We start from the raw sequence: 17,865 nt of genomic DNA, 5'->3' as shown, positions 1-17,865 counted from the left end.
CAATTGGAACGCCGCCTATATTCAGGCCGCGACTTGAAGCGCGCGCACGGCATCGACGATCTGCGCGCGATGGCGCGCAAGCGCCTGCCGAATTTCTGTTTCGAGTATGTCGAGGGCGGCGCCGAAGATGAAGCGACGCTGCGCCGCAATCGCGATGTGTTCGGCGAAATCGCTTTTTTGCCGCGCACGCTGGTGAACGTCGAGCGGCGCAACCAGAGCGTGACGCTGTTCGGCGAGCGCAGCGCGGCGCCGTTCATGATCGGGCCAACCGGCTATAGCGGACTGATGTTTCGCGAAGGCGACGTCAAGCTGGCCAGTGCCGCGGCGGCGGCCGGCATTCCGTTCGTGCTGAGCAATGTGTCGACGGTCGCGCTGGAGGAGGTCGTGCGGCGCGCCGGCGGTCGCGTGTGGATGCAGGTCTACATGTACCGTACGCGCGAATTTCTCGCGAAACTGGCGCAGCGCGCGAAGGCTGCGGGCATCGAGGCGCTGGTCGTCACGACGGATAGCGCGGTGTTCGGCAAGCGCGAATGGGATCTGCGCAACTACATCCAGCCGTTGAAACTCGACTGGCGCAACAAGTTCGACGTGCTGCGCCATCCGCGCTGGATGGCCAACGTGCTGTGGCCGAACGGCATGCCGCGCTTCGCGAATCTCGGCGACCTGCTGCCGCCGGGGCAGGACAGCGTGAAGGGCGCGACGATCACGCTGGGACAGCAACTGGACCCGTCGCTATCGTGGGACGATATCCGATGGCTGCGCGATCTGTGGCCGAACCGGCTGATCGTCAAAGGCGTGCTCGGTGCGCCGGATGCACTGAGGGCCGTGGAGGCCGGTGTCGATGGCATCGTGTTGTCGAATCACGGCGGGCGGCAACTCGACAGCGCGGTATCGGCGATGGACGTGCTGCCCGAGGTCGTCGAGCAGGTCGGCGGCAGACTCTGCGTGATGCTCGACGGTGGCTTTCGTCGTGGCTCCGACATCCTGAAGGCGGTCGCTCTGGGCGCCGACGCGGTGCTGCTCGGACGCGCGACCACCTACGGTCTGAGCGCGGGCGGCCAGCCGGGTGCCGAGCGTGCCATCGAGATTCTGAAGACCGAGATCGACCGGGCGCTCGGGCTGTTGGGCTGCAGCGATATTGCCGGGCTCGATCGCAGTTATCTGCGCTGGCTGCGGCATGAGGCGCCGCTGTCGCGGGCGCGAACGGAATCGCCAACACAAATGCAAATGGGGCAGGCGCAGGCCGCGGTTCTGCCCGCCTGCCGAACTGGAGATATCTGATGCAGCACGAACAGACTGCGGCGAGCCGCGGTAACGAAGCCGTCGCCGCGCTGCGCACGGCGCTTGGCGCGGACATCGTGAGCCTGCCGGACGAGTTCGGCGGGCGGCAGTTCACGGACTGGAGCGGCACGCCATCGACCGATCCGGTCGCGCTGATCCGTCCGCGCACGACGGAACAGGTCGCCACCGCGCTCAGGATCTGCCATCAATTCCGTCAGCCGGTCGTCACGCAAGGCGGCATGACCGGGCACGCGGGCGGTGCCTGCGTGCTAGGCGGCGAAGTCGCGCTGAGCGTCGAGCGGATGAACGGCGTCGTCGAGATCGATCCGGTCAGCGCGACGATGACCGTGCTCGCCGGCACACCGCTGCAGGTCGTGCAGGAAGCGGCCGATCGCGCCGGCTTCATGTTCGCGCTCGACCTCGGCGCGCGCGGCAGTTGCACGATCGGCGGCAACATCGCGACCAACGCGGGCGGCAATCGCGTGATCCGCTACGGCATGATGCGCGACCAGGTGCTCGACGTCGAAGCGGTGCTCGCCGACGGCAGCGTGATCGGTGCTCAGCGCAAGATGATCAAGAACAATACCGGCTACGACCTGCGCAATCTGCTGACGGGCAGCGAAGGGACGCTCGCGGTGATCACGCGAGCGGTGCTGCGTCTGCGCGCCAAACCGCGCGCGATATCAACGGCATGGTGCGGGATGCCGGACTACGCGGCCGTGACCACGCTGCTCGGCCGTGCGCAGGAGCGCCTGCCGGCCGGCGTGTCCGCGTTCGAGGTGATGTGGCCGAGCTATTGCGACTTCGTGCGGCAACGCCTGCCCGAGTTGCGTGTACCGCTCGCGGGCGATCACGCGTACTACGTACTGCTCGAGAGTTGCGGCGCGGACCCGGAGCGGCAGTCGGCGGCGTTCGAGGAGTTCCTCGCCGACATGCTCGACGCCGGCGTCATCGCCGATGCCGCGATCGCCCAATCGGACGCGGACGCCGCGGCGTTCTGGGCGATTCGCGATGCGCCAGCCGAATATCCGCGTCTGATACCGGGGCGCATCTCGTTCGACATCAGCTTTGCGGTCGCGCAGGCGGGCGACGCCGCGCAGCGTTGCGACGAGCGCCTGCGCGCGCGCTGGCCACACGCGACGATCCTCGTGTACGGCCATCTCGGTGACGGCAATCTGCACGTGGTGGTGCAGGAGCCGGGCTGGACCAACGACGCGGTCGCCGACGTCAAGCAGGTCGTCTATGAACTCACGGGGGAAATGGGCGGCTCGGTGTCGGCCGAGCATGGGATCGGCGAGGAGAAGCTGAGCGTGCTCGGCTTGTCACGCTCGCCGGCCGAGCTTGCGGCGATGAAGGCGATCAAGCTCGCGCTCGATCCACACAATATCCTGAATCCGGGCAAGGTGATCGCGGCGTAGCGCGGGCGGGGTCAAGGCATCGCGCATCGAACTCAGGCGCGTTCTCCGGCCTGATCGGCCTGGTCGGTGTCTTCGCCGGTTGCGAATACGCCGTTTTCCGGCTCGGTCTGTTCGACGTCGATGCATTGCACACGCCAGTGACCGCTCGTCATGTCGCAGCCGCGTTCGGCGCACCATTGCACCCGGCCCACCTCGCTTTCGAATGGCCCTTCAACCTGGTTCAGATCGAGCCCTTCGAGCACGCAGACCGGCACGGTGCTGTGCGCAGCGCAGACGAGCGTATTGCCGCAATCCACATGCAACGCGCCCCATTCGGGCAGATCGAGCCCGAAGTGACCTTCGCGCGACCATTGCCGCGTCTCCTTGTCGAGCCAGAGAATGGCGAAGGCCATCGGGTTGACACGATCGAACGTGTCGAGATGAACGGTCAAACGCATGACAAGTCTCCGCAACATACACGACTGATCCGGTCTTATACGGCACGTGCCCCGTATCAGGAATAAGATCAGTGTAAGGCCGGGGAAGCGCTACTTGTTGACCTCGATCAAACTGCCCACGGCGTGTCTCAAGGAGAACACGATGCGAGCGATGGTGTTCGACGGCACCTCGGCGACACTGACCGAGCGGGAAGTGCCGGATCCGCGACCCGGTGCCGGCGAGATTCTGATCGACGTGCATGCTTGCGGCGTGTGCCGCACGGACCTGCATCTGGTCGACCGCGAGCTGGAGCATCCGAAGCGGCCGGTCATTCCAGGCCATGAAATCGTCGGCGTGGTGGCTGAATTGGGCGCGGGCGTGACCGGCTTCGCGGTGGGCGAGCGCGTCGGCGTACCGTGGGTCGGCCGCACGTGCGGCCACTGCCGCTACTGCCTGTCCGCCCGCGAAAATCTTTGCGACGACGCTGGCTTCACCGGCTACACGATCGACGGCGGCTACGCCGAGCGCACGGTCGCTGATAGCCGCTACTGCTTCCATCTGCCGTCGCACTACAGCGATATCGAGGCCGCGCCGCTGCTGTGCGCGGGTTTGATCGGCTATCGCACGCTGAGCATGGCAGGCGACGCCGAACGGATCGGCATCTACGGTTTCGGCGCGGCCGCGCATCTGGTCGCGCAGATCGCGCGTCATCAGCAGCGCTCCGTCTATGCGTTCACGCGTCCGGGCGATCGCGCGGCCCAGCAACTCGCGCTGCGCCTCGGCGCGGCGTGGGCCGGCGGCAGTGACGAGACGCCGCCCGCCGAACTCGACGCGGCGCTGCTGTTCGCGCCGGTCGGCGCACTCGTGCCGCGGGCGTTGCAGGCGGTCGTGAAAGGCGGTGTGGTGGTGTGCGGCGGCATCCATATGAGCGACATACCCGCGTTCCCGTACGCGTTTCTGTGGGGCGAGCGGCGCGTAGTGTCGGTGGCGAATCTGACCCGCGAGGATGGGCTTGCATTCATGCGCAGCGCCGCCGAGATCCGGCTCGCGATCGAGACGACCACCTATGCGTTGCGCGACGCGAACCGTGCGCTCGACGATCTGCGCAGCGGCAACCTGACCGGCGCGGCCGTGCTCGCCGTTCATTGACGCTTGATACAGATCAAGCCGCCCTTCGCGTCGGCGTTCATCATGTAAGCGAACCGTTGAGTGCCCGCCGTCGCTGGCCGCCGCGCGGTGCGACGATCCGAGGAAAGCTGATGACCACTCCGACTGAGCCCAACACCTTCCGCCGCGTGATGATCGCATCCGCGGGCGGCACCGGATTGCCGTCGGGGACGCGCGTGGCCCAGCAGTTCGCCGCCGCGGATGCGCGCTTTCGTCTCGTCAATATCGTCTGCAATCCCGCCGCGCTTTATCCGACGTTGATGCTCAGCTTTCCCGACTGGTGCGAGGCGCATCGCGCGATGCTGCACGGCGCGCAGGTCGCACTGCGCGATGCGGTGATTGCGTTGCACGGTGTCGTCGCGGCGACCGACGCCGAGATCGTCGATCTGACCGCGTTGCATCAGGGCGCGGCCGAAGCGCTCGCTCACACGGCGGCGCAATGGAACGCGGATCTGGTCGTGGTGGCCGCGCATCCGCGCGAACATCACTGGGATAGCCGCATCGATCCCGAGGAACTGGTCGCGTTGATCGGTCGTCCGGTTCTGTACTTGCCCCCGGCGTCCGGCGGCGCGAGCGATGCCCCGGCTGCGAGCCGCGTGCTGGTCGCGATCGATGGCAGTGACACCGCGCTCGACGCGCTGCGCACCGCACTCGATGTCGCGCCGCCGGGCGCGCGGATCAAGGTCGTCTACGCGGCCGACGACCGCTTCGCGTGGTGCGAATGGCTGCCGTTCGAAGTCGTGTCGCAGCATCGAATCGATGTGTTGCGGCGCGGCGTGGCGATGCTCGAACAAGGCGGGCGCGCGGCCGAAACCGCGTTGCTCGAGTTGGACGATGAGTCCGGCGATGCGTCGAGCGCGATTCTCGGCGAAGCGCAACGCTGGCACGCGGATCTGATCGTGATGGGTTCGCACGGCATGCGCGGCGCGCCGCATCCGTTGCCGGGGCACGTGACGTCGCGCACGCTGCGCGATGCGGCTTGTCCCGTGCTCGTGTGCGCGCGCAGCGCGTCGTCGTTGCGAGCGGTCGCGACACCACGGATCGGGTTGTCGGAGCCGCACCCGGGCAGCGCAGGCGGGCTCTTTTATCAGTAGTAGCGGCGCGCCCGGCGCGTCGAAAAATCCAACCTCAGTGGAGAATCGGCATGTACCAGCATATCCTCGTCGCGCTCGACGGCAGCGACTTCTCGAAACGCGCGCTCAAAGAAGCGGTGAGTCTCGCCGCGTTGACGAAGGGCGTCGTGCATCCGGTCTACGTGGTCGACAAGACGCCGCTCTTTTCCTATGCCGGCTACTACGACCCGCTCGCGCTGGTCGAGGCGATGCGCAAAGACGGCCAGTCGGTGCTCGAAGAGGCCGAACAGGCCTGCGTCGACGCCGAAGTCCCATGCCGCGCCGAAATGGTCGAATCGGAGAGCCTGTCGGACGACGTCGCCAGCACCGTGCTGCGCCATGCGGAGCAGATCCACGCCGACCTGCTCGTGCTGGGCACGCATGGACGGCGCGGCGTGCGGCGCCTCGTGATCGGTAGTGTGGCGGAGCGGGTGTTGCGCTTCTCGCGCTGTCCGGTCTTGCTGTTGCGCGAGCCGGGCGCTCATGATGAGTAGCGCCGCGGCGGCGAGGCGCCGACGCGCGTGAGCGTTACAGAAGCGCGTCGGCCGGTATCTGGATCGAGATCCTGAAGCCGTTGCCCGGCGAACTGGTGAACGAGACGTTGCCGCGCAATTGCCGCACGCGTTCGCGAATGCCAACCAGACCGAACGAATTCTTTCCGGGCGGCTGATCCAGCGCGACACCCACCCCATCGTCGTCGATATCGAGCGAAACGATGGGGCCCGCGCAGGCCATGTCGATGCGCACGCGCCGTGCGTTCGCGTGCCGCGCGACGTTCGTCAACGCCTCCTGAACGATGCGAAACAGGGCAGTTGCCGCGAATTCGCCGCATGCCGGTTCGGCCGGTTCCAGGTGAACGCTCGCCCGTACGCGATAGCGTTTCGTGAAATCTTCGACCAGCCAGTCGAGTGCGGCGGCGAGCCCGAGGTCGTCGAGCAGCGGGGGCCGCAGGTCGGCGGCGATACGCCGCAGCGAAGCGGCCATCCAGTCGATCTGCGTTTGCAGTTCATGCGTTTGCACGGCGAGCGGCGCGGTGTCGGCTTGCCTGTTCAGGTTCGCTTCGAGCAACGCGACGCTCATTTTCAGCGCGGTCAGCCGTTGGCCAAGATCGTCGTGCAGTTCGCGCGCAATGCGTTTCTGCTCGTTTTCACGGGCAGTCTGCACGTGCATGGATACTTCGTTCGCGCGTTCGAGTTCAGCGAGGCGCATGCGCTCGGTCAGGTCACGCGTGACCTTGGCGAATCCGAGCAAGGCGCCCGACGCATCGTGCACGGCGGAAACGACCACGTTGGCCCAGAAACGCGAGCCGTCGCGACGAACGCGCCAGCCTTCGTCCTCGGCGCGGCCAACGGCCGCGGCGGTTTCCAGTTCGCGAGCGGGCTTGCCGGCCGCAATGTCTTCCGGGGTATAGAACTTCGAGAAATGCTGGCCGATGATTTCGTCGGGCGTGTAGCCCTTGATGCGCTGTGCGCCGGGATTCCAGCTCGTGACACGGCCGGACACGTCCAGCATGAAGATCGCGTAGTCCTGAACCGCCTCGATCAACATGAAATAACGATCTTCGACGGCTATGTCCGACGCGGACGCCGCACCAGCGAAGCAGGAAGATTCGCCACTCGGCACACCCATCGCTCCTCCAAGCGGTCCGGCAAGGTCGCGCACCGCGGTTCACCGAGTTATATCAGTTTGGGAGCGCTTATTCCATCCGGTATGTCGCGTGAACGAGCGTGAGGCGAGCGTCGCGCGTGGCGCTCAAACCCGGGCTAGTCCTTCCGCGTCCTCGATGCGGATCGTTTTGCCATTCGCGCGCACGAGGTGCTCACGCTGGAACTTCGAGAACATCCGGCTCACCGTTTCGAGCTTCATGCCGAGAAAGCAGCCGATTTCCTCGCGCGTCATGCGCAGATGAAACTCCGCGGCGGAAAAACCGCGCGCCTTGAAGCGTTTCGACAGGTTCAGCAGAAACGTCGCGACGCGCTGTTCGGCGGTCATCGTACCGAGCAGCAACATCTGGCTCGATTCGCGCACGATCTCGCTGCTCATCATCTGATAGATGTGATGCTGCATCGGCTTCATCTCGCGGCAGACCGCCTCGAGCTGCGCGAACGGAATGATGCACACGACGCTGTCCTCGAGCGCGATCGCATCGCAATTCTGTTTGCCCGCGGAGATGCCGTCGAGGCCGAGCGTGTCGCCGGCGATCTGAAAACCGGTCACGTGCTCGCGGCCGTCGCGATGCATGACCACGGTCTTGAACGACCCGGCGCGTATCGTGTAAATGCTCTGAAACGTGTCGGCCGCGCGATACAGTGCGTCGCCACGTTTGATCGAGCGCGTCGAGCAGATGACCGCGTCGAGCTGGGCGAGTTGGTCGCGTGTCAGATCGGGCGGCATGCAGATCGCGCGCATCGCGCAGGTGGAGCAGCGCGGCAGATCGTGCCGTGTGGCGGCGGCGCGCGGCACGACGTGAATCGGTACGACGCGCGAGGGGCGGGGCGCGTCGTGGCGAGCTTCTGAGGCTGCGGCAACTTGCATGTTCGGCTCCTGACGGTCAGGTCGATTGCGCACGACGCACGTACGCAATCGCTTCGATGGCATGGCAGGCGAGGATGAACTCCGAGGTCTTGTCGAAGAAGAAGTCGGCGCCTGCCGCTTCGCACGCGCGGCGAAACGCCGTCGCGCAATGGTTGGTCAGTACGATACTGACGATGGACGGCCGCACCCGTGACAGCGCCCCGAGCAGCACGAGGTCCGTTTTGCCCGAGAAGCACGGGTCCAGCACCGCAACGTCGGCGCGGCTCGCGACGATGTCGTCGAACGCGTGCTCTGCGCCCGTGGACTGGCCGGCGATTTCGACGCCGGGAATCAGCGCGATCAGGCACGCGAGCCGGCGCCGGACGTCAATCGCGTCGTCGACGAGGAAAACTCTGGAGACGGTGGCTGACATGGTGGTGTCCATGTCGACCAGTATTGGTCAACTTATCTCAACAATGTATCGGCGGTGCTTTAAGTGGTACCAGGAGTTCAGGTAGTCTTTGTAGGAATATTCCTAGCGAGGGGGCGGATGCGGCGAGGCTGGACGAGCGGCGACCCGTTGACTTGCGTCAAGCCGCGCGCCGGCGCGCACTCCACACTGTCGTTACAGACGCGCGAGGGCACCACTTCGGGTCATGCCAGCGCTTTCAGAGGGAGTCCAACATGTATCAACGAATCCTGGTTGCGCTCGACGACAGTCCCAGCGCGCAGCGCGCCTTTGCCGAAGCGCTACAGCTCGCGAAGCTGACGGGCGCCACACTCGAAGCCTGTTGCGTGGTTGGGCACGGCAAGTGGTCGGACACCGCCGATGCGGCTTTCGAGCCGGAGCCGCCGACCGCGGCGCAAGAATTCGCCAGCCGCGCGCTCGATTCGCCGCGCGAGATGATGCGCGAAGCGCAGGTGCCCGGCAGCGTGCGCGTGATTGACGCCTACGCCGAAAGCGTGTCGTTGGTGCTCGCGCGCGTCGCCGACGAGATCGACGCGGATCTGATCGTGATGGGCACGCACGGCCGGCACGGCGTGCAGCGGTTTCTGCTCGGCAGCGTCGCGGAGTCGCTCGTGCGTGCGACCGACAAGCCCGTGCTGATCGTGCGGCATGATTCCGCCGGGCAGGCGCAGCCCTGAAACGCGGCGCGGCGGCGCAACAGGGCGGTTTCCTTAAGCGCGGACTTCAATGCGACAACAGCACCGGCACGGTCATCGACTCGAGCATCGTGCGCGTCGCGCCGCCCAGTACGACTTCGTGCAGACGCGAATGCGCGTACGCCCCCATCACGATCATGTCGCAGCCGAGCTCGTCCGACTGCGACAGCAGCGCATCGCCGACCGGCGTGTCAGCTCCGATGGAGAGATCGCGCACGTCGACTTTCACGCCGTGACGCGCGATGGTCAGCGCGATGTCCGCGTCCGGAACCGTGTCGCGTGGTGGCCGGTCGGCTGGCGAATGAACCGTCAGTAGCGTGACTTTGGCTGCGTGCGCGAGGAACGGGAGCGCGTCGTGGATCGCGCGGGTGGCTTCACGGCTGCCGTCCCATGCGATCAGCACGTGCCGGCCCGGCGGCGCGAAGGTGCCAGCCGACGGCACCAGCAACACCGGCCGTCCGGCCGACAGCACGATGTGCTCGACGAACTGTTCGGCGACGAAGGCCTCGGGATCGACCGGGTCCGTCTGCCCGAGCACGATCAGATCGGCGAGACGCGCGTACGGCGGCACGACGTCGTTCGCGTAGCCCTGCGCGGCGATCCACTGGCCGTCGACGTTCGCGCGCGCGAGCTCCGCGCGAAACAGCCGTTCGAGCGCGCCGGCACGCTCGAGCCGCAGGCGTTCGTGCTCCGCGTAGTAGTCGGCGGTGCCGGCCATCACGAAGAATCCGTGGCGCGGCGGCACGTAGGTCGAAAACAGGCCGGTCAGCGTCGCATGAAAGCGATGCGCGAGCTGCAACGCGAGCTCGAGGCGAGGATGTGCACGAACGCTCGTATCGAGGTGAACGAGAATGCTTTTGTAGCTCATCGCCGGGGCTCCGTGACAGAACGTGGGAACGGGCGCGAGCCCGTCGTCAAATGGAGTCTATGGGCCCGGCGGGCGCGGCCGTTGACGCAGATCAAGCGGGGGCCGTCGCGCGCTCAACATGTGGCAGGCGCGGTCGATGCTTTGCAACCGCTCCTGGCAGTCCTATGCTGTGCTCTGGAGGGCAACGATCATGGCTTCTGAATCCGATGCACCGCGCATGCGCCCGGCGTCAGCGTGGGCCGCGACGGCATCCGCGCTGCCCCAAGGCTGGCTCGATTGCGCGGTGATGTATCAAACCGCGCACAGCGCGGCCCGCGAGTGCGCGGAGCGCATCTTCGCCGACTGGAGCAAGTCGATCGCCTTCGCCGCACAGCGCGAGGCGGACTGGTTCGACGAAGCCAACCGGGCCTTCGCCGCCTGGTACGCGTGGTGGCAGGCGGCGTACGCGAACGTGCCAGGTGGCGCGCCGCTAGCCGGCGGCCTGAGTGCATGGTGTTGGAGCTCGCAGAACGCGGTGCCGTTCGCGGGCGTCGTTTAGCGGTGCGAGTCGGCAAAGCCGGGGCGCGCACCGTCAATCACAGACACAGCAAGGAGGAGATCAGATGGGAACGGATCGCGTGGCATTGGTGACAGGCGGGATGGGCGGCTTGGGCACGGCGATCAGCCGGGCCCTGCATGACGCGGGGATGACGGTCGCGGTGTTGCACTCGACGCGCAACGATCACGTGTCGATCTGGCTGCAGAACGAGCGCGACGCGGGTCGAGAGTTTCACGCGTATGAAGCCGACATCGCCGACTTCGATTCATGCGCGCGCTGCGCGCAAAGCGTTCTCGGCGAGCTGGGCGCGGTCGACGTGCTGATCAACAACGCTGGCATCACGCACGACACGAGCTTCGCGAAGATGACAAAGGAACATTGGGACGCCGTGCTGCGCACCGATCTCGACGGTCTGTTCAACATGACCAAGCCGCTGCTGCCCGGCATGCTCGAGCGGCGCCACGGGCGTATCGTCAACGTGGGGTCGGTCAACGGTTCGCGCGGTGCCTACGGGCAAACCAATTATTCGTCGGCCAAGGCGGGTGTGCATGGCTTCACGAAGGCACTCGCGCTCGAAACCGCGAAGCACGGCGTCACGGTGAATACGGTATCGCCCGGGTATCTGGCGACCGCGATGGTCGAAGCGGTGCCACGCGAGATTCTCGACAAGAAGATCCTTCCCCAGATTCCGGTCGGGCGGCTGGGGCGTCCGGATGAAGTGGCGACGTTGATCGCCTTTCTGTGCTCGGAGCAGGCGGCTTTTATCACCGGTGCCGACATTGCGATCAATGGGGGCATGCATATGCAGTGAGGGGGGAGGGCCGGCCTTCGCCACGCTTGACGCACGTCAATGAGCGCCTTAAATGTAAGAACAGGATAAGCCCATAGCGAGGGCCTGGACCTCGATCTACGCGGAACAGGCCCGATCGATATTCGCAGCGGGAGGCGAGGATGGGCATCGGCATGCAGATCGTCTACCTCGGCTTCGCGGGCGCGGGGCGGCTCGAAGCGCAAGCGGGTGTGCAACTGGTGCGTCTCGCGCGGTTTGGCGTGCTCGTGTCGAACTGCCATCTCGCCATCGAGGCGTTGCGTCTGGGATCGGCCCATCCGCTGTATGACGTGCGGCTCGATCTGCTCACACCGGCGCACGAACTCAGGCCCGTTGCGCACTGCGCGGGCGACGACGCTGAAGTGGCCATCCGCTGCGCGTTTGATGCGGCGGAGAAGGCGCTCGAAACGGCGGCCGCCCTGGAGCGCGGCCAGTGAGCGTTGCAGCTCGCCCAACGAGGAACCGTCACTGTCTGTCCTCGCGAGTGTTAGCCAGGAAGCGCGCGATGGCCATCCCTGCCAAGACCACCGTAATCAGACACCGAGCTCGGGCTCAGCATCTTGAACAGAGTTGCGCACGCTAGCGCTGCCTGGTCGACACCTTGATTCCCTTCGAGATTTTTACCCCGCAGCAAATCGTGCCCAAATAGTATATGATGACCATCATGCAGAAATCATCCCTCGCTCGGAAAACCGCCAGCCGTAAAGAAATCACGCACGAACGCATCGTCGAGGTTGCCGCGCGCGCGATTCGGCGAAGCGGGTACGACGGGACGGGAGTGGCCGACATCATGAAGGAGGCTGGCCTGACCCACGGCGGCTTCTACGCACACTTTCCATCGCGCGAGGTGCTGCTTGCCGAAGCGGCTGACCGCGCCGGTGCTGAGGCCGTGGCCCTGTCGGAACAGATCGCCGCCTCCGTGCCGCCGGAGCAGGCGTTACCGTCAATCGTGCGTGCCTATCTGTCGAAGGAGCACCGTGAAGCGATAGAGACCGGCTGCCCGGTCTCCGCGCTTGGCTCGGAGATGCCGCGTCAGGCGCCCGTCGTGCGGCGCGCAGCCACCCGCCGCATCAAGCAGATGATCGACGTGGTTGCTCGCCAGTTGCCCGATTGGGGCCAACCGGGCGCCCATGAGCAGGCACTTTTGACCGTTGCGACTATGGTTGGCACATTGGTGCTGGCGCGCGCTGTCGACGACCCCAAGCTGTCGGACAGTTTTCTTGAAGCCGCATTGAAAAAATTCGCACCCGCTGATGAGTAAAGCCGCGTGCCCTCCGTGCGCTTTTGATGGACCCTAAATATGACGATCATCATATTCAAGGCGAAGTGAATGTTCGACCAAGCGCCTGAAGATCATTTCTCACTACCCGAAGGACATCATGAAAACAGGAATAGCGCTCGTTACAGGTGCCTCTTCAGGCATCGGCGAAGCCACAGCGACCCGCCTTGCGAAGGCCGGATACAAGGTCTACGGCACCAGCCGGCGCGGCGTACAAGCTGGCCAGCGGACGTTCGAGATGCTGCCGCTGGACGTGACTAGCGACGAATCAGTTGAAGCAGCCGTCAAGGAGGTACTGCGCCTGCACGGCCGCATCGATCTCCTCGTGAACAACGCTGGCTTCGGGGTCGCCCCCGCCGGCGCGGAAGAGAGTTCGCTTGATCAGGCCCGTGCAATCTTCGATACGAACTTCTTCGGGATTGTTCGCATGACGCGTGCCGTGCTACCCCATATGCGGCAACAAGGTCGCGGCCGCATCATCAACATCGGCTCCGTTCTGGGTTTCTTGCCGATGCCATATATGGCGCTGTATTCCGCCACCAAGCATGCGGTAGCAGGCTATTCGGAGTCGCTCGATCACGAGTTGCGCACGATGGGCATCCGGGTGTCGCTCATTGAGCCGGCCTACATCAAGACGCCTTTCGACACGAACTTCATGGCACCCGACGCTCCCCTCGACGCGTACCACGAGGTACGGGCGGCCGTGGATAAGCGAGTAAAGGAGGTGGTCGAGCGCGCTGACGGTCCTCAGGTTGTGGCCGAAACCGTATTGCAGGCCGCACTCGCGGCTCGCCCGAGACTTCGTTATGCAGCGGGCGGCCTCGCCGGACGACTGCGATTGCTGCGCAGATTTACGCCTGCAGGGCTGGTGGACGCCGGCATTCGCAAAGATCTGAGGCTCGCAACGTAGAAGCTGTTACCTGACGCAACAAGCAACTGACAAGGAACAATCACCCATGATGAAGGCATTCGTCGTCGATCGATACGGACGCAAGAATGGCGTACGAGCCGGCAATATGCCGGTCCCTGAACTGCGTGAGGACGACGTATTGATCCAGATTCACGCCGCTGGGGTGAACCCGCTTGATTCAAAGATCAGGGATGGGGAGTTCAAGCTCATTCTGCCCTATCGTTTGCCGCTGATTCTGGGCAACGACCTGGCCGGGGTCGTTGTCCGAGCCGGATCGCGCGTGCGGAAATTCAAGCCGGGCGATGAGGTCTATGCGCGGCCGCCCAAAGATCGCATCGGTACTTTCGCGGAATTCATCGCGATTACTGAAGATGCCGTGGCCCTCAAGCCCAAAACGCTCAGTATGGAAGAAGCGGCTTCAATCCCGTTGGTGGGCTTGACCGCCTGGCAGGCGCTGGTCGAGCGAGGGCAACTGAAGAAAGGGCAGAAGGTACTCATCCACGCCGGCTCGGGCGGCGTTGGCACCTTTGCCATTCAACTGGCGAAGCATCTGGGCGCGACGGTCGCGACGACAGCGAGCGCCGCGAATGCCGGATTGATGAAGCAGCTCGGTGCCGACACCGTCATCGACTACAAGAAAGACGACTTTGCCGCTGTATTGAAAGACTGCGACGTGGTGCTGGATACGCAGGGCGGAAATACGCTCGAAAAATCACTACAAGTGCTCAAGCCGGGTGGCAAGCTCATCGGAATCGCCGGTCCGCCCGATCCTGATTTTGCGAGGCAGATGGGTGCCTCCTGGTTCCTGAAAGCGGCGATGCGGTTTCTAAGCTATCGCATCCGAAAGGCGGCGAGACGTCGTGACGTTGGTTACTCATTCCTCTTCATGCGCGCCGATGGAGACCAGTTAGCCCAAATCGCGAAGCTCGTCGACATAGCTGCGGTAAGACCCGTGATTGATCGGATTTTCCCGTTCGAATCAACACAAGAGGCTGTGGCTTACGTCGAAACAGGGCGTGCAAAGGGTAAGGTCGTCGTTAAGATCCGATAGTAGGAGGGGTCGATGTCTGTTTCCTCGCAGAAGCAACGGCGCCTGCTCGATGCGAAGTTCTTGCGACGTCGTGACAATTCAACCGTGGAATACAGATCCCCTTTGCGCGTCACGAAATCCGGACTGCCGACGGTTTCGCTGCCGCCTCACGCCGTTTTCGGCTCGCCGACCCCCTGGCCGCGCGGGGCGGCCGGCGAATCTCCAACGCGGTGTGTTCGACCTCGCGCCAGAATTCGCAGAGCGCCGGATAAACCGCATCGCGCCAACGCGGACCGATAAACAGGTCGTAGTGATTGCACTGCTCAACGGTGAACTGCCGTCTGGGCCGCATCGGCGATGCTTCGTACAGCGCATGCGCGCAATGCGTTTGCCCCGCGCCCGTGATCTCGTCGCTGTCGCCTTCGATCGTGCACAGCGGCGTATCGCGCAGCGCGGCGATCCGCACCTGACGCCCGGCGACCGACCATAGATTGCGCGGTAACAGATGCTCGTGAAACACCACACGAAGCATGTCGAGGAAGTAGCACTCCGCCATATCGAGGACCGCGGCATATTCGTTCGCCGTGCGCAGCGCTTGCTGTGCACCGGAGATATCGCCGGCCAGCCACCTGGACCAGTAATCCGCTTCGAGGCGCAAATGCCGCTCCGGATGCGCGGCAAAGAGCGCCGCCTGCTGGATGAAACCCGGATACACGAGGCGTCCCGCGCCGCGATAGGGCGGAGGAACGAGATCGATCGCATTATCGTGAAACCACTGGAGCGTATGGGAGCTCGCGAAGCGGTCCGTGACGGTCGGGTTCAAACGGGTATCGATCGGACCGCCGAGCAGCGAGACACTCGCGATCGGCGCGGTATCGTCCTTGGCGAGCAAGGCCGCGGCGGCGAGCGCGGGCACGCTCGCCTGACAGATCGCGACCACATGAACGGGCGAGCCGAACGCGCGGGCGGTGCCGACGAAGCTTTCGAGCGCCCGCACGTAGTCGTCGAGCGACAGCGGGCCGGCTTCGCGCGGAACGTCGCGCGCGTCGGCCCAGTCGGTCACGAATACGTCACGTTCCTGGAGCAACGTTTCGACCGTCTCGCGCAGCATGACCGAATGATGTCCGGCGAGCGGCGCACACAACAGCACCGGCAGCTTTTCGTCAGCTGATGACGTAGGCGGTTTGCGTTTGAATCTGAGCAGCGCGCCGAGCGCAGGCGACGCGACGACGCTTTCCTCGACGGCCACGCGGCTATCATTGGCGAGAACGGAGTGGATCGCGAACGGTGGCGTCCGCTCGAAAGCGCAGGCGGACCTGAGCAGCCAGTAGCTGAACGCGTCGACCGCCTGTTCCGTGCTGAGCCAGGCCGCTTGCGCGCCCGGCGCCGAGCCGGATTCGGATAGCACTCCTCCGGCCATCGCGCGCGCGAGGCGTTGCTGGGCATCGATGAAGGCGTACCACATGATGAACTCCGGCGTTCGTCGATCATGAGGGCAGCGTTGCCTCACCGACGCGAACGCGTGATGCGGATACCGCGGAAAGCTTACCGCGAAACGTCGGCGTGCGTCTGCAACGAAGCTGAAAGCAGCGCGCGAATGACATCGAGCGTGACTCACGGTTCGCTTTGACGCTTGACCAGGATCAACGAGAGAGGCATTGCACGGCATTACGCTGACGGTGGCAACCGTTCGCGCCAACCCGAGGAGCATCCAATGACCATATCTGCAAACGCGCAGCAAGGAAGCTGGTCCGTGAGCGTCGAGACAGAGGCGGCGCCGGAAGGCGGATTTCAGGCGACGATCCATGTCAAACACGAGTCGCCCGAGGGCGACTTCGAACACACCTTTCATCATGCACGTGTGTTCATCGTGGAAAGAGAAGCGGTACTCGAAGGACTGCGCGAAGGCATGACATGGATCGCGCTGAAAACGACGCGGACCATCGGCGTGTGAAAACGCGAGGCGGCGCGCGGCTGCGCGCAAGCTCATCTCAAGCAATGACCGCGACCGATCGTGGCGCGGTCATTGCCCATATCCTCCGGCACGTGCGGCACGCCAACACCGACCTTGTCCGCCTCCAGTGCTTTCGCGACTTCGAGCGAGCGCATCCGCCCACGGCTACCGTTCGAGTTTCCTGAGTTGGGTCAGCGAACACGGCTATGCGCGCGACCTCGCCGAGCGGGCGCTCGCGCATACCGTGGCGAACAAGGTCGAAGCGGCCTATCACTGCACTGATTTGCTGGAATAGAGCCGCCCGCTTATGGAAGCATTGGGCGCACGTCTGCACATCGGCCTGACTCCGCAAAAAACACCGATCTGCTGGACGAAACCGGCATTATCCCGCCTGTCCCTACGTACCACGGCGTGCATTCCGGCGTGAACAATATCGCCGTTCGTTGACGCTGCGGGACACTGAAATCATCCATCGCCCATTCCCTGTCCCTGTAGTCGCCTGCTAGGTTGGCTATTCGCCAACAGGTACAGAGGAATACGGAATGTCGTATCAACAGGATTCGGACGGCGTGCGCGTCGTGCTCAGTGCGCCGCAACTCGCAGCAGTGCTCACCCGCCAGTCGATCAGCCACACGGACATGCTTTCCAACCGGCTATGGGGCGGGTTGCAACTCGTAGGGGGCCTGCTGGAAATGGTCGGAGCCGGGGTGCTGTGTGTGATGCCGGAACCGACGATGGCAAGCAAGGCCGGATGTATCGTGTTCGGCGCACACGGGTCTGACACGGCGGCAGCGGGTTTGCGTCAGGTCTGGACAGGACAGGATACGGCCACGCTGACCCAGCAGGGCACGACGAAGCTGGCTGAGGCGATGAAGGCCAGTCCCGACATGGCGAACAATATCGGCCTGTCGCTCGATATGGTCGTGCCGTTCGGCTTTGCTGGCTCGATCAAGGCTGCGCGCGCGGCCAGTGTCACAATGGGCCGGATCAATCTGCGCATGCACGAGGCGAAAGCGTTCAAGCCCAGGCTCGGGGGGCACACACTCCTGAAGCAAGTCGAAAAGGACGAGGCGTGGCTACTGGATCGACTTAAACGGGAACCAAAAAGGGAGATTGTTTCGTCGTTCTATAACCTTCGCGTAGCAGAGTTAGCTATATCGGATGTTATGAATTCAAATGCGATAAAAATCCGGAATTGGGCGCGTTCATCGAACAACAATATTCCTCTTACTTTGGTTAAGCGGGTTGAGGGAAATATTGGGTATGGAATAAAAAGAAAAAACCTCAAGTTTACGCAAATGAATCTAGTTACGGTCGTGCTGAAATATCAAACATACAACAATATGCCGTATTATGTGCTCACTGCCTACGTGGAATAAGGAAA

21 protein-coding genes and 1 pseudogene are annotated in these 17,865 nt (G+C 64.1%); 15 read left to right on the top strand and 7 right to left on the bottom strand.

Annotated features, from left to right (window positions below):
* Positions 1 to 3 precede the first annotated feature (3 nt).
* The gene (locus L0U81_RS27880) at positions 4 to 1,281 is read left to right on the top strand and encodes an alpha-hydroxy acid oxidase (RefSeq protein ID WP_233808267.1); all 1,278 of its coding nucleotides are present in this window, start codon (positions 4 to 6) and stop codon (positions 1,279 to 1,281) included.
* Positions 1,281 to 2,699, top strand: coding sequence for an FAD-binding oxidoreductase (locus L0U81_RS27875; protein ID WP_233808265.1), 1,419 nt, complete (start codon positions 1,281 to 1,283; stop codon positions 2,697 to 2,699). Before L0U81_RS27880 ends, L0U81_RS27875 begins: the two co-directional genes overlap by 1 nt.
* A gap of 32 nt (positions 2,700 to 2,731) precedes the next feature.
* Here the strand turns inward: L0U81_RS27875 and L0U81_RS27870 are convergent, their stop codons facing one another.
* The gene (locus tag L0U81_RS27870) at positions 2,732 to 3,136 is read right to left on the bottom strand and encodes a DUF3564 domain-containing protein (protein WP_233808263.1); all 405 of its coding nucleotides are present in this window, start codon (positions 3,134 to 3,136) and stop codon (positions 2,732 to 2,734) included.
* A 142-nt stretch (positions 3,137 to 3,278) separates the two neighbouring features.
* On the opposite strand from L0U81_RS27870, the gene L0U81_RS27865 reads away from it, so the two are divergent.
* From L0U81_RS27865 to L0U81_RS27855, 3 genes are all read left to right on the top strand, one after another.
* Positions 3,279 to 4,265, top strand: coding sequence for a zinc-dependent alcohol dehydrogenase family protein (locus L0U81_RS27865; protein WP_233808261.1), 987 nt, complete (start codon positions 3,279 to 3,281; stop codon positions 4,263 to 4,265).
* Positions 4,266 to 4,375: 110 nt separating this feature from the next.
* Positions 4,376 to 5,377 (top strand): universal stress protein, encoded by a 1,002-nt coding sequence (locus L0U81_RS27860; protein ID WP_233808258.1) that lies wholly within the window; start codon positions 4,376 to 4,378, stop codon positions 5,375 to 5,377.
* 50 nt (positions 5,378 to 5,427) lie between these two features.
* Complete coding sequence (locus L0U81_RS27855) at positions 5,428 to 5,889, top strand: universal stress protein (RefSeq protein ID WP_233808253.1); 462 nt, start codon at positions 5,428 to 5,430, stop codon at positions 5,887 to 5,889.
* Between the two features lie 34 nt (positions 5,890 to 5,923).
* On the opposite strand, the gene L0U81_RS27850 is transcribed toward L0U81_RS27855, so the two are convergent.
* From L0U81_RS27850 to L0U81_RS27840, 3 genes are all read right to left on the bottom strand, one after another.
* Complete coding sequence (locus tag L0U81_RS27850) at positions 5,924 to 7,024, bottom strand: PAS domain-containing sensor histidine kinase (RefSeq protein ID WP_233808251.1); 1,101 nt, start codon at positions 7,022 to 7,024, stop codon at positions 5,924 to 5,926.
* Between the two features lie 123 nt (positions 7,025 to 7,147).
* A complete protein-coding gene (locus tag L0U81_RS27845; protein WP_233808249.1) occupies positions 7,148 to 7,930 on the bottom strand; it encodes a helix-turn-helix domain-containing protein in 783 nt (260 codons plus the stop codon).
* 16 nt (positions 7,931 to 7,946) lie between these two features.
* Positions 7,947 to 8,354, bottom strand: coding sequence for a two-component system response regulator (locus L0U81_RS27840; protein WP_233808246.1), 408 nt, complete (start codon positions 8,352 to 8,354; stop codon positions 7,947 to 7,949).
* 239 nt (positions 8,355 to 8,593) lie between these two features.
* Between L0U81_RS27840 and L0U81_RS27835 the strand changes: the two genes are divergently transcribed.
* Positions 8,594 to 9,055 (top strand): universal stress protein, encoded by a 462-nt coding sequence (locus tag L0U81_RS27835; RefSeq protein WP_233808245.1) that lies wholly within the window; start codon positions 8,594 to 8,596, stop codon positions 9,053 to 9,055.
* A 46-nt stretch (positions 9,056 to 9,101) separates the two neighbouring features.
* On the opposite strand, the gene L0U81_RS27830 is transcribed toward L0U81_RS27835, so the two are convergent.
* Positions 9,102 to 9,941 (bottom strand): universal stress protein, encoded by an 840-nt coding sequence (locus L0U81_RS27830; RefSeq protein ID WP_233808244.1) that lies wholly within the window; start codon positions 9,939 to 9,941, stop codon positions 9,102 to 9,104.
* 190 nt (positions 9,942 to 10,131) lie between these two features.
* Here L0U81_RS27830 and L0U81_RS27825 point away from each other — a divergent pair, with 190 nt between their 5' ends.
* The 6 genes from L0U81_RS27825 to L0U81_RS27800 all read left to right on the top strand — a co-directional run bounded on the left by L0U81_RS27825 (position 10,132) and on the right by L0U81_RS27800 (position 14,548).
* The gene (locus tag L0U81_RS27825; protein WP_233808243.1) at positions 10,132 to 10,479 is read left to right on the top strand and encodes a polyketide synthase; all 348 of its coding nucleotides are present in this window, start codon (positions 10,132 to 10,134) and stop codon (positions 10,477 to 10,479) included.
* A gap of 64 nt (positions 10,480 to 10,543) precedes the next feature.
* Positions 10,544 to 11,290, top strand: coding sequence for an acetoacetyl-CoA reductase (gene phbB / locus L0U81_RS27820; protein ID WP_233808242.1), 747 nt, complete (start codon positions 10,544 to 10,546; stop codon positions 11,288 to 11,290).
* 140 nt (positions 11,291 to 11,430) lie between these two features.
* A complete protein-coding gene (locus L0U81_RS27815) occupies positions 11,431 to 11,745 on the top strand; it encodes a hypothetical protein (RefSeq protein WP_233808241.1) in 315 nt (104 codons plus the stop codon).
* A gap of 215 nt (positions 11,746 to 11,960) precedes the next feature.
* Positions 11,961 to 12,569 carry a TetR/AcrR family transcriptional regulator gene (locus tag L0U81_RS27810; protein WP_233808240.1) on the top strand — a complete coding sequence of 203 codons (609 nt, stop codon included), beginning with the start codon at positions 11,961 to 11,963 and terminating at the stop codon, positions 12,567 to 12,569.
* Between the two features lie 118 nt (positions 12,570 to 12,687).
* Positions 12,688 to 13,497 carry an oxidoreductase gene (locus L0U81_RS27805; protein ID WP_233808239.1) on the top strand — a complete coding sequence of 270 codons (810 nt, stop codon included), beginning with the start codon at positions 12,688 to 12,690 and terminating at the stop codon, positions 13,495 to 13,497.
* 49 nt (positions 13,498 to 13,546) lie between these two features.
* Entirely contained in the window at positions 13,547 to 14,548 is a 1,002-nt protein-coding gene (locus L0U81_RS27800; protein WP_233810021.1) for an NADP-dependent oxidoreductase, read from the top strand.
* Positions 14,549 to 14,657: 109 nt separating this feature from the next.
* Here L0U81_RS27800 and phaZ read toward each other — a convergent pair whose 3' ends face one another.
* Positions 14,658 to 15,992, bottom strand: coding sequence for a polyhydroxyalkanoate depolymerase (gene phaZ / locus L0U81_RS27795; protein WP_233808237.1), 1,335 nt, complete (start codon positions 15,990 to 15,992; stop codon positions 14,658 to 14,660).
* Positions 15,993 to 16,241: 249 nt separating this feature from the next.
* Between phaZ and L0U81_RS27790 the strand changes: the two genes are divergently transcribed.
* On the top strand, positions 16,242 to 16,481 hold the full coding sequence (locus L0U81_RS27790) for a hypothetical protein (protein WP_233808236.1): 240 nt from the start codon (positions 16,242 to 16,244) through the stop codon (positions 16,479 to 16,481).
* Positions 16,482 to 16,531: 50 nt separating this feature from the next.
* On the opposite strand, the pseudogene L0U81_RS33865 reads toward L0U81_RS27790, so the two are convergent.
* Positions 16,532 to 16,636, bottom strand: a pseudogene (locus L0U81_RS33865) (transketolase family protein); the annotation flags it as partial.
* Here L0U81_RS33865 and L0U81_RS27785 point away from each other — a divergent pair.
* Positions 16,609 to 16,776, top strand: a complete 168-nt coding sequence (locus L0U81_RS27785) for a hypothetical protein (RefSeq protein ID WP_233808235.1) — start codon at positions 16,609 to 16,611, stop codon at positions 16,774 to 16,776. The pseudogene L0U81_RS33865 and the gene L0U81_RS27785 sit on opposite strands and share 28 nt — an antisense overlap.
* 247 nt (positions 16,777 to 17,023) lie before the next feature.
* Positions 17,024 to 17,860 carry an RNase A-like domain-containing protein gene (locus L0U81_RS27780; protein ID WP_233808232.1) on the top strand — a complete coding sequence of 279 codons (837 nt, stop codon included), beginning with the start codon at positions 17,024 to 17,026 and terminating at the stop codon, positions 17,858 to 17,860.
* Positions 17,861 to 17,865 lie beyond the last annotated feature (5 nt).

It is taken from the genome of Paraburkholderia sp. HP33-1 (assembly GCF_021390595.1).
Classification (GTDB): Bacteria; Pseudomonadota; Gammaproteobacteria; order Burkholderiales; family Burkholderiaceae; genus Paraburkholderia.
This window is presented reverse-complemented; position numbering and strand designations above follow the sequence as displayed.

Coding starts and splice junctions, on each gene's coding strand:
- L0U81_RS27845 (WP_233808249.1), bottom strand. CDS start 7,930: ATGCAAGTTGCCGCAGCCTCAGAAGCTCGCCACGACGCGCCCCGCCCC.
- L0U81_RS27800 (WP_233810021.1), top strand. CDS start 13,547: ATGAAGGCATTCGTCGTCGATCGATACGGACGCAAGAATGGCGTACGA.
- L0U81_RS27860 (WP_233808258.1), top strand. CDS start 4,376: ATGACCACTCCGACTGAGCCCAACACCTTCCGCCGCGTGATGATCGCA.
- L0U81_RS27865 (WP_233808261.1), top strand. CDS start 3,279: ATGCGAGCGATGGTGTTCGACGGCACCTCGGCGACACTGACCGAGCGG.
- L0U81_RS27840 (WP_233808246.1), bottom strand. CDS start 8,354: ATGGACACCACCATGTCAGCCACCGTCTCCAGAGTTTTCCTCGTCGAC.
- L0U81_RS27875 (WP_233808265.1), top strand. CDS start 1,281: ATGCAGCACGAACAGACTGCGGCGAGCCGCGGTAACGAAGCCGTCGCC.
- L0U81_RS27850 (WP_233808251.1), bottom strand. CDS start 7,024: ATGGGTGTGCCGAGTGGCGAATCTTCCTGCTTCGCTGGTGCGGCGTCC.
- L0U81_RS27870 (WP_233808263.1), bottom strand. CDS start 3,136: ATGCGTTTGACCGTTCATCTCGACACGTTCGATCGTGTCAACCCGATG.
- L0U81_RS27835 (WP_233808245.1), top strand. CDS start 8,594: ATGTATCAACGAATCCTGGTTGCGCTCGACGACAGTCCCAGCGCGCAG.
- L0U81_RS27830 (WP_233808244.1), bottom strand. CDS start 9,941: ATGAGCTACAAAAGCATTCTCGTTCACCTCGATACGAGCGTTCGTGCA.
- L0U81_RS27810 (WP_233808240.1), top strand. CDS start 11,961: ATGATGACCATCATGCAGAAATCATCCCTCGCTCGGAAAACCGCCAGC.
- phaZ (WP_233808237.1), bottom strand. CDS start 15,992: ATGTGGTACGCCTTCATCGATGCCCAGCAACGCCTCGCGCGCGCGATG.
- L0U81_RS27815 (WP_233808241.1), top strand. CDS start 11,431: ATGGGCATCGGCATGCAGATCGTCTACCTCGGCTTCGCGGGCGCGGGG.
- phbB (WP_233808242.1), top strand. CDS start 10,544: ATGGGAACGGATCGCGTGGCATTGGTGACAGGCGGGATGGGCGGCTTG.
- L0U81_RS27780 (WP_233808232.1), top strand. CDS start 17,024: ATGTCGTATCAACAGGATTCGGACGGCGTGCGCGTCGTGCTCAGTGCG.
- L0U81_RS27825 (WP_233808243.1), top strand. CDS start 10,132: ATGGCTTCTGAATCCGATGCACCGCGCATGCGCCCGGCGTCAGCGTGG.
- L0U81_RS27790 (WP_233808236.1), top strand. CDS start 16,242: ATGACCATATCTGCAAACGCGCAGCAAGGAAGCTGGTCCGTGAGCGTC.
- L0U81_RS27855 (WP_233808253.1), top strand. CDS start 5,428: ATGTACCAGCATATCCTCGTCGCGCTCGACGGCAGCGACTTCTCGAAA.
- L0U81_RS27805 (WP_233808239.1), top strand. CDS start 12,688: ATGAAAACAGGAATAGCGCTCGTTACAGGTGCCTCTTCAGGCATCGGC.